The following is a 14,601-nucleotide window of genomic DNA, read 5'->3' on the forward strand; positions in this document are numbered from 1 at the left end:
AGATGCCGGTCAAGCAGATGCTGCCGGGGCGGCGGCCGTCCGCCGTGAAGGCGCAGGGCCGCAAACGCCCCGCCGCCACCGCGGGGCGGCCCGCCCGGCGCGGGCCGCTGGAGCGGCTGCGGCGTGTCCAGTGGCAGGTGAACAAGGCCTGGGACCGGCCGCTCACCGCCTATTACCTGATTCTCGGCAGTGCGCTGCTGCTGACCGGGCTCGGCCTGGTGATGGTCTACTCGGCGTCCATGATCAAGGCCCTCCAGCTGGGCCTGGGAGACGCGTACTTCTTCAAGAAGCAGTTCCTGGCCGCCCTGATCGGCGCCGTCCTGCTCTTCGCCGCCTCCCGGATGCCCGTCAAACTGCACCGGGCGCTGTCCTACCCGGTGCTCGCCGGAACCCTGTTCCTGATGGTCCTGGTCCAGGTCCCCGGGATAGGGGTCTCGATCAACGGCAACCAGAACTGGATCTCGCTGGGCGGCCCGTTCATGCTCCAGCCCAGCGAGTTCGCCAAGCTGGCCCTGATCCTGTGGGGCGCCGACCTGCTGGCCCGCAAGGGCGAGAAGGGGCTGCTGAGCCAGTGGAAGCACCTGCTGGTGCCGCTGGTCCCGGTCGCCTTCCTGCTGCTCGGGCTCATCATGCTCGGCGGCGACATGGGCACCGCGATGATCCTCGGCGCCGTCCTGTTCGGGCTGCTCTGGCTCGCCGGGGCGCCGACCCGGATGTTCGCGGGCGTGCTGGTCTTCGCGGCTGCGATCGTCGCCCTGCTCATCAAGACCAGCCCGCACCGGATGGACCGGCTCGCCTGCCTGGGGGCGACAGACCCGGGCAAGAACGACCTTTGTTGGCAGGCCGTGCACGGGATCTATGCCCTCGCGTCGGGCGGATGGTTCGGTTCCGGCCTGGGTGCGAGTGTGGAAAAATGGGGGCAACTACCCGAAGCGCACACCGACTTCATCTTCGCCATCACCGGTGAGGAACTGGGACTGGCAGGGACGCTGTCGGTACTCGCCCTGTTCGCGGCCCTAGGCTATGCGGGTATCCGCGTGGCCGGACGCACGGAGGACCCCTTCGTACGGTATGCCGCGGGAGGCGTGACCACCTGGATCACGGCGCAGGCCGTGATCAACATCGGTGCGGTGCTCGGTCTGCTGCCGATCGCCGGGGTCCCCCTCCCGCTGTTCTCCTACGGAGGGTCGGCCCTGCTGCCGACCATGTTCGCGGTCGGACTGCTCATCGCCTTCGCGCGGGAGGAGCCGGCGGCGCGGGCGGCGCTCGCGATGCGCCAGCCGAGGTCCGGCCGGCTGCGGAGCGGGCCGATATGGAAGTCGATGAGACGGCGCGTCAAGAGGCGTCCGTCCGGAGAGCGGTGAATTTCGGTGCATGTCGTACTCGCCGGTGGGGGGACCGCCGGCCACATCGAGCCGGCGCTCGCCCTCGCGGACGCCCTGCGCAGGCAGGACCCGACCGTGGGCATCACCGCCCTCGGTACCGAACGCGGCCTTGAGACGCGGCTGGTCCCGGAGCGCGGCTACGAGCTGGGGCTGATCCCCGCCGTACCGCTGCCCCGCAAGCCGACGCCCGAGCTGATCACCGTCCCCGGACGGCTGCGCGGCACGATCAAGGCCGCCGAGGAGATCCTCACGCGGACCAAGGCCGACTGCGTCGTCGGCTTCGGCGGCTACGTGGCGCTCCCCGGCTACCTCGCCGCCAAACGGCTCGGAGTGCCGATCATCGTCCACGAGGCCAACGCCCGGCCCGGACTGGCCAACAAGATCGGCTCCCGCTACGCGCACGCCGTCGCGGTGTCCACCCCGGACAGCAAGCTGCGCGGCGCCCGCTACGTGGGCATCCCGCTGCGCCGGTCCATCTCCACCCTGGACCGGGCCGCCGTACGCCCCGAGGCGCGGGCCGCCTTCGGTCTGGACCCCAACCTGCCGACCCTGCTGGTCTCCGGCGGCTCGCAGGGCGCCCGCCGCCTCAACGAGACCATCCAGCAGGTCGCGCCGACCCTCCAGCGCTCCGGGATCCAGATCCTGCACGCGGTCGGCCCGAAGAACGAACTGCCGCGTGTCGACAACATGCCCGGGATGCCGCCGTATGTCCCGGTACCGTACATGGACCGGATGGACCTCGCGTACGCCGCCGCCGACATGATGCTGTGCCGCGCGGGCGCGATGACCGTCGCCGAACTCTCCGCCGTCGGGCTGCCCGCCGCGTACGTACCGTTGCCGATCGGCAACGGCGAACAGCGGCTCAACGCCCAGCCGGTGGTCAAGGCCGGCGGCGGCCTGCTCGTCGACGACGCGGAGCTGACGCCCGACTGGGTGCTCGGCCAGATCCTGCCGGTGCTGTCCGATCCGCACCGCCTGTACGAGATGTCCCGCGCGGCCGCCGAGTTCGGCCGCCGGGACGCCGACGACCTGCTCGTCGGCCTGGTCTACGAGGCGATCGCGGCCGTACGTAACCGCTGACCCAGGAGGCACAGGAGTGGCCGGAGCGACGGCACAGCGCGGCACTTCCGACCGGCCGGGCGGCGGGGGCGGGGGCAAGGGCTCCGGCCGCCCGGCGCGGCCGCGGCCGCCCCGGCCCCCCGAGCCGCCGGAGCGGACCGGCCCGCGGGGGCCCGGCGCCGGACGGCGGCGCCGGATCACCCTGCTGGCCTCCCTCGCCGCCGCGGCGCTCCTCGTCGCGGGCGGCACCTGGGCGCTCTACGGCTCCTCCTGGCTCCGCGTCGAGAAGGTCACGGCCTCCGGCACCGAGGTGCTCACCCCCGAGCAGGTCCTCGCCGCCGCGGCCGTGCCCCTCGGCGCGCCCCTCGTCGGGATCGACACCGACGAGATCGCGGCCCGGCTGCGGCAGCGGCTGCCGCGCATCGATTCGGTCGACGTGGTGCGCGCCTGGCCGCACGGGATCGGGCTGAAAGTGACGGAACGCAAACCCGTCCTGCTCATCAGAAAGGGCGCGGAGTTCGTCGAAGTGGACGCTTCGGGTGTGCGATTCGACACGGTCCGACAGGCGCCCGCCCACGTCCCGGTCCTCGACCTGGCGGCCGAGCGCTCCCCGAGCGCCCGGCGCTTCGACGAGCAGCGGCTGCTGCGCGAGGCGGTCGCCATCGCCGGCGGCCTTCCCGAGGCCGTCGCCAAGGAGACCTTGCAGGTCAAGGTGGGCTCGTACGATTCGGTCCGGCTGGAGCTGACGAAGGGGCGCACGGTGGTGTGGGGGAGCGGTGAACTGGGCGACGCGAAGGGGCGAGCGCTGACCGCTCTGCTCAAAGCCGCGCCCAGGGCCGCCCACTTCGACGTGAGCGTCCCCACCGCCCCTGCGGTGTCCGGGAGTTGACGTCGGGTCGAACGGCGGAGCACCCTGGTTGGCCACCGATACGGGTGATCACATAGGGTGAAAAGAAAAACGGGAGGTTCGGCGTGTTCGTTGAACCCGCGCTACTTGTCGACTTAGTGTCCTGTTCGGAAGTCCATGGGATCCAAGGAACGGACACATCCCTAACCCTAAACTTCAGGGTGAGGGTTCGGGTCGGCGGGTAGGGACCGCCCCAATTTCGGCATCAGTCGTCGCACCGCAGGCCCGCGAGGCGGCGACACGTAAATCGAGGCGAGAGGCCTTCGACGTGGCAGCACCGCAGAACTACCTCGCAGTCATCAAGGTCATCGGTGTCGGCGGCGGTGGTGTCAATGCCATCAACCGAATGATCGAGGTCGGTCTCAAGGGCGTCGAGTTCATCGCCATCAACACGGACGCCCAGGCGCTGTTGATGAGCGACGCCGACGTCAAGCTCGACGTCGGCCGGGAACTCACCCGGGGCCTCGGCGCCGGAGCCAACCCGGCCGTCGGTCGCAAGGCGGCAGAGGACCACCGCGAGGAGATCGAGGAGGTCCTCAAGGGGGCCGACATGGTCTTCGTCACCGCCGGCGAGGGCGGCGGCACCGGCACCGGCGGCGCACCCGTCGTCGCCAACATCGCGCGCTCGCTGGGCGCCCTGACGATCGGTGTGGTCACCCGGCCGTTCACCTTCGAGGGCCGGCGCCGCGCGAACCAGGCGGAGGACGGCATCGCCGAGCTCCGCGAAGAGGTCGACACCCTCATCGTCATCCCCAACGACCGACTGCTGTCCATCTCGGACCGCCAGGTCAGCGTGCTCGACGCCTTCAAGTCGGCCGACCAGGTCCTGCTCTCCGGCGTCCAGGGCATCACCGATCTCATCACCACCCCGGGTCTGATCAACCTGGACTTCGCGGACGTCAAGTCCGTGATGTCCGAGGCGGGCTCGGCCCTGATGGGCATCGGCTCGGCCCGCGGCGACGACCGCGCGGTGGCCGCCGCCGAGATGGCGATCTCCTCGCCGCTGCTGGAGGCCTCCATCGACGGGGCCCGCGGCGTGCTGCTCTCCATCTCCGGTGGCTCGGACCTCGGTCTCTTCGAGATCAACGAGGCCGCGCAGCTGGTGAGCGAGGCCGCCCACCCCGAGGCGAACATCATCTTCGGCGCCGTCATCGACGACGCGCTCGGCGACGAGGTGCGCGTCACCGTCATCGCCGCCGGGTTCGACGGGGGCCAGCCCCCCGCCCGCCGGGACAACGTCATCGGTGCCGCGTCCACCAAGCGCGAGGAGCCGGCCCCGGCTCCGGCCCGCGCGCCGGAGCCGGTCCGTCCGGCCTTCGGCGGACTCGGCTCGGTGACCCCGCGCGAGGACCCCCCGGCCCCGGTGGAGCTCCCGGTCGAGCCGGCGCCCGCGCCGCAGGTGCCGACGGCCCGCCCGTACCAGGACAGCCCGGCCGAAGAGCTGGATGTCCCGGACTTCTTGAAGTGACCCTGGGGCAGCACAGCGAGAACGGCGCCCACTTCGCCTTCACCGACCGGTGGGGCGGGGTGAGCGCCGTTCCGTACGAGGAGCTCAATCTCGGCGGCGCGGTCGGAGACGACCCGGCCGCCGTTCGCGCGAACCGGGCCGCCGCGGCGGGGGAGCTGGGCATCGACCCGGACCTGGTCGTCTGGATGAACCAGGTACATGGGCGGGACGTGGCGGTGGTGGACGGCCCCTGGCCGGCCGGCCGGAACGTTCCGGCGGTGGACGCGGTGGTGACCGCCCGCCGGGGGCTCGCCCTCGCGGTCCTCACCGCCGACTGCACCCCGGTGCTGCTGGCCGATCCCGTCGCCGGGATCGTCGGGGCCGCCCACGCCGGGCGGCCCGGGCTGGTCGCCGGGGTGGTGCCCGCCGCCGTCGAGGCGATGACGGCCCTGGGGGCGGACCCCGCGCGGATGGTCGCCCGTACCGGACCGGCCGTCTGCGGACGGTGTTACGAAGTGCCCGCCGACATGCGGGACGCGGTCGCCGCCGTGGTACCGGCCGCGCGGGCCGAGACCAGCTGGGGGACACCGGCCGTGGACGTGGTCGCCGGGGTGCACGCGCAGCTCGCGGAGGCGGGGGTGGCGCACCGCCACCGTTCGCCGGTCTGCACACTGGAGTCGCGGGACCACTTCTCGTACCGCCGTGACCGGGTGACCGGGCGGCTCGCCGGATATGTGTGGTGTGAACGGATCGATGACAGACCGTAAGTCGGAACTCGCGGAGAACCTCGCGCGGGTGGAGGAGCGGATCGCGTCCGCCTGCGCGGCGGCCGGCCGGGAGCGGGACGAGGTGACCCTGATCGTGGTCACCAAGACCTACCCGGCGAGCGACGTACGACTGCTGGCGGACCTGGGGGTCCGTCATGTTGCGGAAAACCGGGACCAGGATGCCGGCCCCAAGGCGGAGGCCTGTGCGGATCTGCCGCTGAGCTGGCATTTCGTGGGCCAGTTGCAGACGAACAAAGTCCGTTCGGTGGCGGCTTACGCGCACGTCGTGCAGTCGGTCGACCGGCCGAAGCTCGTCAGTGCGCTGTCGGCGGCCGCCGAGGCGCGGGGACGCGAACTCGGCTGTCTGGTGCAGATCGCGCTCGACGCCGAGTCGGGGGAGCGCGGGGCCCGTGGCGGCGCCGCCCCCGATCTGCTCCCGGAGTTGGCCGGCCTCGTTGCCGCCGCCCCGGGACTGCGGCTCGACGGCCTCATGACGGTGGCTCCGCTGGCCGGCCCCTACGCGGGGCGCGAACGGGCCGCATTCGAGCGGATGATGGAATTGTCATCCGGCCTGCGCGCGGACCATCCGGCTGCCACGATGGTGTCGGCCGGAATGAGCGCCGACCTGGAACAGGCCGTCCTGGCCGGTGCGACACATGTACGCGTCGGCACTGCGGTACTCGGCGCGAGACCCCGGCTCGGGTAACGTCGCGAAGAAAGTCGGACCACAGCAGAAAATATGGTCATTTCCGCAGATGAGCGGACAGACCACGTGGATCGCGGGCAGTTGGTTACTTTGGTGACACAGCGACTTCGCTGACGGACACAGCGACACCTGCGACAGGGCGATCCACCACAGAGCGGAGGACTCGGAGAATGGCCGGCGCGATGCGCAAGATGGCGGTCTACCTCGGCCTCGTGGAGGACGACCGGTACGACAACCCGGGGTACGACCCCGATGACGAGTTCGAGCCCGAGCCGGAACCGGAGCGCGCGCGGGACCGGGATCGCCGACAGCAGCCCGTGCACCAATCGCCCGTACCGGACGAACCGGTACGAGTAGTACAGCCGCCGGCGCCACGGGAGCCTCTCCCAATTCCGTCAGAAAACGGACGTCCAGCGCGAATTGCCCCCGTGGCATCCATCACACCTGACCGCACCAGCCTGGAGAAGAACGCCCCCGTGATCATGCCCAAGGTCGTCTCCGAGCGGGAGCCGTACCGCATCACGACGCTGCACCCCCGGACCTACAACGAGGCCCGTACCATCGGGGAACACTTCCGTGAGGGCACTCCGGTGATCATGAATCTCACCGAGATGGACGACACGGACGCGAAGCGTCTGGTCGACTTCGCGGCCGGTCTCGTCTTCGGTCTGCACGGCAGTATTGAACGCGTGACACAGAAGGTGTTCCTGCTGTCGCCTGCTAACGTCGATGTCACGGCGGAGGACAAGGCCCGCATCGCGGAGGGCGGGTTCTTCAACCAAAGCTAGACCGATCCGTCAGACACGGGACCGGGAACAGAGCGAGAACGGGGAGAGGGAAGCGCGGGATGGGCGTCGCACTGCAAGTGGTCTACATCGCGCTGATGTGCTTCCTCATCGTGCTGATCTTCCGACTGGTCATGGACTACGTGTTCCAGTTCGCCCGCTCATGGACACCCGGCAAGGCGATGGTGGTCGTTCTGGAGGCCACCTACACTGTCACCGATCCACCGCTCAAGCTTCTCCGGCGATTCATCCCGCCGTTGCGTCTCGGGGGCGTGGCACTCGACCTGTCCTTCTTCGTTCTGATGATCATCGTTTACATCCTCATCAGTTTCGTGAGCACCGCTGCGAGAAGCGTGTGAACGATGAGCTTCTCCGCGCACGCGGGGACAGTCCCGATACGGTCTTGCCGACTGCCGACGACTACGTAGAGGTGAAGAAGACATGCCGCTGACTCCCGAGGACGTGCGGAACAAGCAGTTCACGACCGTCCGCCTCCGAGAAGGCTATGACGAGGACGAGGTCGATGCCTTCCTCGACGAGGTCGAGTCGGAGCTGACGCGCCTGCTGCGCGAGAACGAGGACCTGCGCGCCAAGCTGGCCGCCGCGACGCGTGCCGCCGCGCAGAACCAGCAGCAGCAGCAACAGCAGCAGAACATGCGCAAGCCGGAGCCCCAGGACCAGCGAGGCCCGGGCGCCCCCGTGCCCGCGGCCATATCCGGCCCGCCGCAGCAGCAGCAGCCGCAGATGGGCCCGCCGCAGCTGCCCGCCGGCCCCGGTGGACACGGACCGCAGGGTCCGGGCCAGATGGGCAACCCGATGCAGCAGCAGTCCATGGGCGGCCAGCACCCCATGGCGCAGCAGCAGCAGATGGGCAACCCCATGCAGCAGCAGTCCATGGGCGGACAGAACCCGCTCGGACAGCCGATGGGCCAGCAGATGCAGCCGATGGGGCAGCAGATGCAGCCCATGGGTCAGCAGATGCAGCCGATGCAGCAGCAGATGCAGCAGCAGCAGCCGCCGCAGCTGCCGCAGCAGGGCCCCGGTGGCGACAGCGCCGCCCGCGTCCTGTCGCTCGCGCAGCAGACCGCCGACCAGGCGATCGCCGAGGCGCGCTCCGAAGCCAACAAGATCGTCGGCGAGGCCCGTTCGCGTGCCGAGGGCCTGGAGCGGGACGCCCGTGCCAAGGCCGACGCGCTGGAGCGGGACGCGCAGGAGAAGCACCGCGTCGCGATGGGCTCGCTGGAGTCCGCCCGCGCCACGCTGGAGCGCAAGGTCGAGGACCTGCGGGGCTTCGAGCGTGAGTACCGTACGCGGCTGAAGTCCTACCTGGAGTCGCAGCTGCGCCAGCTGGAGACCCAGGCCGACGACTCCCTGGCCCCGCCGCGGAACCCGGCCGGCCCGGCCCTGCCGCCGTCGCCGTCGCCCTCGATGGCTCCGGCCGGCGCGATGGGGCACTCCATGGGTGGTCCGTCCCCGATGGGCGGCCCCTCCCCGATGGGCGGACCGTCCTACGGCGGGCAGCAGCAGATGTCCCCGGCGATGACGCAGCCGATGGCTCCGGTACGGCCGGCCGCGCCGCAGCCGATGCAGCAGGCGCCGTCTCCCATGCGGGGCTTCCTGATCGACGAGGACGACAACTAGGGGCGCCGCCGCCCCTGTCGGCAGTCTGACGGGCCGGGCCCGGTAACCCCCAAGGGGTCACCGGGCCCGGCCCGTTCTCGTACCCTGGTGCTCCACTCCAGCCCCGGCGCCGCGAACGTCGGCGGGTCCGATCGCGAGGTCACCGTGACGCCTTCCGCCTTCCTGCTCCGTGCCCTCGACGCCCCGGGCGAGCCGCCGCTGCGGCCGCTGCCGCCCGTGGTGGCGGAACTCCTGCGCTCGCTGCGGGTCCCGCCCCGGCTGGCGGCGCACCTGCGCGCGGTACACGACGTGGCGGTCGAACTCGTCGAGGGGATACGGGACCGGTACCCGGATCTGGACGTCGACCGTGACGCCGTCCTCTTCGGCGCGGCGACCCACGACATCGGCAAGGCCCTGCACCCCGAGGAGCTCGCCGGGCCCGGCTCGGCGCACGAGGCGGCCGGCCGCGACCTGCTGCTGGAACGCGGTTTCCCGTCCGCGCTCGCCCGGTTCGCCGCCACCCACGCGAGCTGGGACGGTCCCGCGGTGACGATCGAGGACCTCCTGGTCAGCACGGCGGACAAGGTGTGGAAGGACAAGCGGGTCCCCGACCTGGAGGACCGGCTCGTCCGGGCGCTGGCCGGGGCGACGGGCCGGCCGCCCTGGGAGGAGTACCTCGCGCTCGACGACCTGCTCGCCCGCCTCGGCGCGGACGCCGGCCCTCGCCTGGCCTTCCAGGCGGCCTTCCCGGTCCACGCCTGACCCTCGCCGCGGCCGGGGGAGGAAAGCGGAAGCGGCCCGCGCCCCCGGTGGGGGTGCGGGCCGCTTCGGGGGTGGTTATGCCTTGCGGAGGTGGAAGGTCAGGGACAGGGGGGTGTCCGTGAAGGGGGGGCCGTACGTGGTGTCCGGGGGGGTGGGGGAGAAGTCCGTGGCGAGGACCTCGTCCGCGATCAGGGGGGCGTGGTCCGTCAGGGCCTTCACCACCTCCGGGTCCGTGGAGGACCAGCGCAGGGCGATGCGGTCCGCGACGTCCAGGCCGGAGTTCTTACGGGCCTCCTGGATCAGGCGGATCGCGTCCCGGGCCAGGCCCGCGAGCCGCAGCTCCGGGGTGATCTCCAGGTCCAGGGCCACCGTCGCGCCGGAGTCGGACGCCACCGACCAGCCCTCGCGCGGGGTCTCCGTGATGATGACCTCCTCGGGGGTGAGGGTGATCTCCTCGCCGTTCAGCGAGACCACCGCCTCGCCCGACCGCAGCGCCAGCGACAGCGCCGCCGCGTCGGCCGCGGCCACCGCCTTCGCGACGTCCTGGACGCCCTTGCCGAAGCGCTTGCCCAGCGCCCGGAAGTTCGCCTTGGCGGTGGTGTCCACCAGCGACCCGCCGACCTCCGAGAGGGAGGCCAGGGAGGAGACGTTCAGCTCCTCCGTGATCTGCGCCCGCAGGTCGGCGGAGAGGGCGTCGAAGCCCGTCGCGCCGACCAGCGCCCGCGAGAGAGGCTGGCGGGTCTTGACGCCGGACTCCGCGCGGGTCGCGCGGCCCAGCTCCACGAGGCGGCGTACCAGCAGCATCTGCTGCGAGAGGACCGGGTCGATCGCCGAGGTGTCCGCCTGCGGCCAGGAGGAGAGGTGCACCGACTCCGGGGCGTCCGGGGTGACCGGGACGATCATGTCCTGCCAGACCCGCTCCGTGATGAAGGGGGTCAGGGGGGCGAGCAGGCGGGTCACCGTCTCCACGACCTCGTGCAGGGTGCGCAGGGCCGCCTTGTCGCCCTGCCAGAAGCGGCGGCGCGAGCGGCGCACGTACCAGTTCGAGAGGTCGTCCACGAAGGAGGACAGGAGCTTGCCGGCGCGCTGGGTGTCGTACGCCTCCATCGCCTCGGTGACCTCGGCGACGAGGGTGTGCAGCTCGGAGAGGAGCCAGCGGTCCAGGACCGTGCGGTCCGCCGGGGCCGGGTCGGCCGCGGAGGGCGCCCAGTTCGACGTACGGGCGTACAGCGCCTGGAAGGCGACGGTGTTCCAGTACGTGAGGAGGGTCTTGCGGACCACCTCCTGGATCGTGCCGTGACCCACGCGCCGCGCCGCCCACGGGGAGCCGCCGGCCGCCATGAACCAGCGGACCGCGTCCGCGCCGTGCTGGTCCATGAGCGGGATCGGCTGGAGGATGTTGCCCAGGTGCTTGGACATCTTGCGGCCGTCCTCGGCGAGGATGTGGCCGAGGCAGACCACGTTCTCGTAGGCCGACTTGTCGAACACCAGGGTGCCGACCGCCATCAGCGTGTAGAACCAGCCGCGGGTCTGGTCGATGGCCTCCGAGATGAACTGCGCCGGGTAGCGCTTCTCGAAGATCTCCTTGTTCTTGTACGGGTAGCCCCACTGCGCGAACGGCATCGAGCCCGAGTCGTACCAGGCGTCGATGACCTCCGGCACGCGGACGGCCTCCAGCGCGCAGCCCTCGTGGGTGCAGGTGAAGGTCACCTCGTCGATGTACGGGCGGTGCGGGTCCAGGCCGGAGTGGTCCGTGCCCGTCAGCTCGCTCAGCTCTGCGCGGGAGCCGACGCACGTGAGGTGGTCCTCCTCGCAGCGCCAGATCGGCAGCGGGGTGCCCCAGTAGCGGTTGCGGGAGAGCGCCCAGTCGATGTTGTTGTTGAGCCAGTCGCCGAAGCGGCCCTGCTTGACCGACTCCGGGAACCAGTTGGTCTTCTCGTTCTCCCGCAGCATCGCGTCCTTGACGGCGGTGGTGCGGATGTACCAGGACGGCTGCGCGTAGTAGAGCAGCGCGGTGTGGCAGCGCCAGCAGTGCGGGTAGCTGTGCTCGTAGGCGATGTGCTTGAAGAGCAGGCCGCGCGCGTCGAGGTCGGCGGTCAGCTTCTCGTCGGCCTTCTTGAAGAAGACGCCGCCGACCAGCGGGACGTCCTCCTCGAAGGTGCCGTCGGGGCGGACCGGGTTCACGACGGGCAGGCCGTACGCGCGGCAGACCGCGAGGTCGTCGGCGCCGAAGGCGGGGGACTGGTGGACCAGACCGGTGCCGTCCTCGGTCGTGACGTACTCGGCGTTCACGACGTAGTGCGCCTCGGCCGGGAACTCGACCAGGTCGAAGGGGCGCTCGTACGTCCAGCGCTCCATCTCCTTGCCGGTGAAGCTCTGGCCGGTGGCCTCCCAGCCCTCGCCGAGGGACTTCTCCAGCAGCGGCTCGGCGACGACCAGCTTCTCGGCGCCGTTCGTGGCGACGACGTACGTGACCTCGGGGTGCGCGGCGACCGCCGTGTTGGACACCAGGGTCCAGGGGGTCGTCGTCCACACCAGCAGCGCCGCCTCGCCCGCGAGCGGGCCGGAGGTCAGCGGGAAGCGGACGTAGACGGAGGGGTCGACGACCGTCTCGTAGCCCTGCGCCAGCTCGTGGTCGGACAGTCCGGTGCCGCAGCGCGGGCACCAGGGGGCGACGCGGTGGTCCTGGGTGAGCAGGCCCTTGTTGAAGATCTCCTTCAGCGACCACCAGACGGACTCGACGTACTCGGGGTCCATGGTCCGGTAGGCGTCGTCCAGGTCGACCCAGTAGCCCATGCGGGTCGTCAGCTCGGCGAAGGCGTCGGTGTGGCGGGTCACGGACTCGCGGCACTTGGCGTTGAACTCGGCGATGCCGTACGCCTCGATGTCCTGCTTGCCGTTGAAGCCGAGCTCCTTCTCGACGGCGAGCTCGACGGGCAGGCCGTGGCAGTCCCAGCCGGCTTTGCGGGCCACGTGGTAGCCGCGCATGGTGCGGAAGCGGGGGAAGACGTCCTTGAAGACGCGGGCCTCGATGTGGTGCGCGCCGGGCATGCCGTTGGCGGTGGGCGGGCCCTCGTAGAACACCCACTCGGGGCGGCCCTCGGACTGCTCCAGGGTCTTGGCGAAGGTCTTGCTCTCCCGCCAGAAGTCGAGGACCGCGTGTTCCAGTGCGGGCAGGTCGACCTGGGCGGGTACCGGGCGGTATTGCGGCGGTGTGGTCATGAGGCTGAACTCTTCCTCCGGCGGGATGTCACTTCCGTCCGGAGGGACGAGAGCCGTCCCGGTCAAGGACGCGCTGCTCCCGCGGTACCACCCTCCTTGGCCGCCGGACGCGCCGGTGGCCCCCTCATTGGGGTGCGAAGCCGGTTCTACTGGCCGTACGGACATCCGTACGGCGTTCTTCCGGCGGCTCCGGGGTGATCCTTCACATCGCGCTCGCCCCCGGGCTCTCACCGTCCCCGGGTCGCTCCTGGCTGCGTCCGACGCTACTCGTCCCCATCCATGCCTCTCGCTGGGCCCAGTGTACGGGCCGGGGCCCGGCTCGGCAGACCGGGTTTTCGGCGGGGGCGCGGTGACCCGGATGGGCTGATCGGCGCGTACGGGATCCACCGGGGCGGGCGGGGCGGATTACCGGGCTTCCCGCTGGGCACAACGGATGCAGGTTGACCTCGATGGACGTGTGCCCCGTTGCCGTGTGGTCGGCGCCGATTTATCGTTCCGGCACGATTCGCGAACAAGATCACAGTATGTGAAAAGGGGCCGCTGCCATGGTGGCGAAGAAGACGACGGGCGCGGCCAAGAAGACGGCGGCGGCCGTGAAGAAGACGGCCGCCAGGAAGACCGCGGCCGGCGCGAAGAGCGGCGCCGCCGGCACGACCGTGACCGCGGTCGACGGGACGCCGGCGGAGCAGAAGGCGGCCCCGGCGAAGAAGGCGGCCGCGAAGGGCACCACGGGCAAGGCCGCGGCCAAGAAGGCCACGACCGAGGGGGCGGCCCCGGCCGCGCGGAAGACGGGAGCTCGGAAAGTGGTTGCCAAGAAGACCGCGGGTAGCGCGGGTACGGCCAGGAAGACGGCCACCGCGGCCACCAGCGGGCTCCCGAAGGTCCGGGCCACGGCGGCCACGGCGCCCGAGGAGCTCGCCGTACGCCCGGGCGAGGACCCCTGGAGCGAGGAGGAGGTCGAGGAGGCGCGCAAGGAGCTGATGGCGGAGGTGCTGCGGCTGCGCGCCGAGCTCGACGCCTCCGAGGTGGCCATCACGGGCCTGATGCGCGACTCGGGCGACGGCGCGGGCGACGACCAGGCCGACACCGGTACGAAGAACATCACCCGGGAGTCCGAGCTGGCCCTCGCCGCGAACGCCAGCTCCATGCTGGAGCAGACGGAGCGGGCCCTGGAACGGCTGGAGGCGGGCACGTACGGGCTCTGCGAGAACTGCGGCAAGCCCATCGGCAAGGCCCGGATGCAGGCCTTCCCGCGGGCCACGCTGTGCGTCGACTGCAAGCAGAAGCAGGAGCGGAGGCACTAGGCGCGTCAGGTGTTGCCTGACGTACTCTCGTGTCTCGTCGGGATCGGGCTAGTCGAGGGACTCACGTGGCAGAGGCGGAGCACATCATCGGTACTCCGGACGTCGGGGACGACGCCGAGCCGCAGCCGGAGCCGGCCGCGCCGCGCGGGCGGCGGCGGATCGCGGCGCTGCTCGTCGTGGCGGTGCTCGCGTACCTGCTCGACCTCGGCAGCAAGATGCTGGTGGTGGCCCGGCTGGAGCACGAGCCGCCGATCCGGGTCGTCGGGGACCTGCTGAAGTTCGAGGCGATCCGCAATCCGGGGGCCGCGTTCGGTTTCGGCGAGGCCTTCACGATCATCTTCACCTGCATCGCGGCCACCGTGATCGTGGTGATCGTGCGGCTGGCGCGCAAGCTGTACAGCCTGCCGTGGGCGATCGCCCTGGGGCTGCTGCTGGGCGGCGCGCTGGGGAACCTGACCGACCGGATCTTCCGTTCCCCGGGCGTCTTCCGGGGGGCGGTCGTCGACTTCATCGCCCCCGCGCACTTCGCGGTCTTCAACCTCGCGGACTCGGCGATCGTGTGCGGCGGGATCCTGATCGTGCTGCTGTCCTTCAGGGGTCTGGACCCGGACGGGACCGTCCACAAGGACTGACCTGG

General features: G+C 71.0%; 13 protein-coding genes. 12 read left to right on the plus strand and 1 reads right to left on the minus strand.

Annotation, left to right across the window (positions count from 1 at the left end):
* Window positions 1-2: 2 nt before the first annotated feature.
* From ftsW to ACZ6ZT_RS19450, 10 genes are all read left to right on the plus strand, one after another.
* Window positions 3-1,364: a putative lipid II flippase FtsW gene (gene ftsW, locus ACZ6ZT_RS19405; protein WP_469720621.1), complete on the plus strand. Its 1,362-nt coding sequence runs from the start codon at window positions 3-5 to the stop codon at window positions 1,362-1,364.
* Between the two features lie 6 nt (window positions 1,365-1,370).
* On the plus strand, window positions 1,371-2,465 hold the full coding sequence (gene murG, locus ACZ6ZT_RS19410) for an undecaprenyldiphospho-muramoylpentapeptide beta-N-acetylglucosaminyltransferase (RefSeq protein WP_469720623.1): 1,095 nt from the start codon (window positions 1,371-1,373) through the stop codon (window positions 2,463-2,465).
* Between the two features lie 16 nt (window positions 2,466-2,481).
* Window positions 2,482-3,333 (plus strand): cell division protein FtsQ/DivIB, encoded by an 852-nt coding sequence (locus ACZ6ZT_RS19415; protein WP_469720625.1) that lies wholly within the window; start codon window positions 2,482-2,484, stop codon window positions 3,331-3,333.
* A 286-nt stretch (window positions 3,334-3,619) separates the two neighbouring features.
* On the plus strand, window positions 3,620-4,819 hold the full coding sequence (ftsZ, locus tag ACZ6ZT_RS19420) for a cell division protein FtsZ (protein ID WP_469720627.1): 1,200 nt from the start codon (window positions 3,620-3,622) through the stop codon (window positions 4,817-4,819).
* On the plus strand, window positions 4,816-5,565 hold the full coding sequence (gene pgeF, locus ACZ6ZT_RS19425; RefSeq protein WP_469720628.1) for a peptidoglycan editing factor PgeF: 750 nt from the start codon (window positions 4,816-4,818) through the stop codon (window positions 5,563-5,565). Before ftsZ ends, pgeF begins: the two co-directional genes overlap by 4 nt.
* Entirely contained in the window at window positions 5,552-6,271 is a 720-nt protein-coding gene (locus tag ACZ6ZT_RS19430; RefSeq protein WP_469720629.1) for a YggS family pyridoxal phosphate-dependent enzyme, read from the plus strand. The genes pgeF and ACZ6ZT_RS19430 overlap by 14 nt, the downstream gene beginning before the upstream one ends.
* A gap of 170 nt (window positions 6,272-6,441) precedes the next feature.
* On the plus strand, window positions 6,442-7,059 hold the full coding sequence (locus ACZ6ZT_RS19435; RefSeq protein ID WP_469720631.1) for a cell division protein SepF: 618 nt from the start codon (window positions 6,442-6,444) through the stop codon (window positions 7,057-7,059).
* 59 nt (window positions 7,060-7,118) lie between these two features.
* Window positions 7,119-7,415: a YggT family protein gene (locus ACZ6ZT_RS19440; RefSeq protein ID WP_030155988.1), complete on the plus strand. Its 297-nt coding sequence runs from the start codon at window positions 7,119-7,121 to the stop codon at window positions 7,413-7,415.
* A gap of 82 nt (window positions 7,416-7,497) precedes the next feature.
* Window positions 7,498-8,697 (plus strand): DivIVA domain-containing protein, encoded by a 1,200-nt coding sequence (locus ACZ6ZT_RS19445; RefSeq protein ID WP_469720633.1) that lies wholly within the window; start codon window positions 7,498-7,500, stop codon window positions 8,695-8,697.
* Window positions 8,698-8,859: 162 nt separating this feature from the next.
* Window positions 8,860-9,438 carry an HD domain-containing protein gene (locus ACZ6ZT_RS19450; RefSeq protein WP_469720685.1) on the plus strand — a complete coding sequence of 193 codons (579 nt, stop codon included), beginning with the start codon at window positions 8,860-8,862 and terminating at the stop codon, window positions 9,436-9,438.
* Window positions 9,439-9,513: 75 nt separating this feature from the next.
* Here ACZ6ZT_RS19450 and ileS read toward each other — a convergent pair whose 3' ends face one another.
* Entirely contained in the window at window positions 9,514-12,660 is a 3,147-nt protein-coding gene (ileS, locus tag ACZ6ZT_RS19455; protein ID WP_469720634.1) for an isoleucine--tRNA ligase, read from the minus strand.
* A gap of 545 nt (window positions 12,661-13,205) precedes the next feature.
* On the opposite strand from ileS, the gene ACZ6ZT_RS19460 reads away from it, so the two are divergent.
* Complete coding sequence (locus ACZ6ZT_RS19460; RefSeq protein WP_469720636.1) at window positions 13,206-13,964, plus strand: TraR/DksA family transcriptional regulator; 759 nt, start codon at window positions 13,206-13,208, stop codon at window positions 13,962-13,964.
* Between the two features lie 65 nt (window positions 13,965-14,029).
* Window positions 14,030-14,596, plus strand: coding sequence for a signal peptidase II (gene lspA, locus ACZ6ZT_RS19465; protein ID WP_469720638.1), 567 nt, complete (start codon window positions 14,030-14,032; stop codon window positions 14,594-14,596).
* The last annotated feature ends 5 nt before the right edge of the window (window positions 14,597-14,601 follow it).

The sequence above is a fragment of the Streptomyces sp. NPDC102258 genome, from assembly GCF_055584685.1.

Bases quoted from the DNA above. Each gene is read 5' to 3' on its own strand.
- ftsW (WP_469720621.1), top strand. From the start codon at position 3: ATGCCGGTCAAGCAGATGCTGCCGGGGCGGCGGCCGTCCGCCGTGAAG.
- ACZ6ZT_RS19440 (WP_030155988.1), top strand. From the start codon at position 7,119: ATGGGCGTCGCACTGCAAGTGGTCTACATCGCGCTGATGTGCTTCCTC.
- ACZ6ZT_RS19435 (WP_469720631.1), top strand. From the start codon at position 6,442: ATGGCCGGCGCGATGCGCAAGATGGCGGTCTACCTCGGCCTCGTGGAG.
- ACZ6ZT_RS19460 (WP_469720636.1), top strand. From the start codon at position 13,206: ATGGTGGCGAAGAAGACGACGGGCGCGGCCAAGAAGACGGCGGCGGCC.
- ACZ6ZT_RS19445 (WP_469720633.1), top strand. From the start codon at position 7,498: ATGCCGCTGACTCCCGAGGACGTGCGGAACAAGCAGTTCACGACCGTC.
- ACZ6ZT_RS19430 (WP_469720629.1), top strand. From the start codon at position 5,552: ATGACAGACCGTAAGTCGGAACTCGCGGAGAACCTCGCGCGGGTGGAG.
- ileS (WP_469720634.1), bottom strand. From the start codon at position 12,660: ATGACCACACCGCCGCAATACCGCCCGGTACCCGCCCAGGTCGACCTG.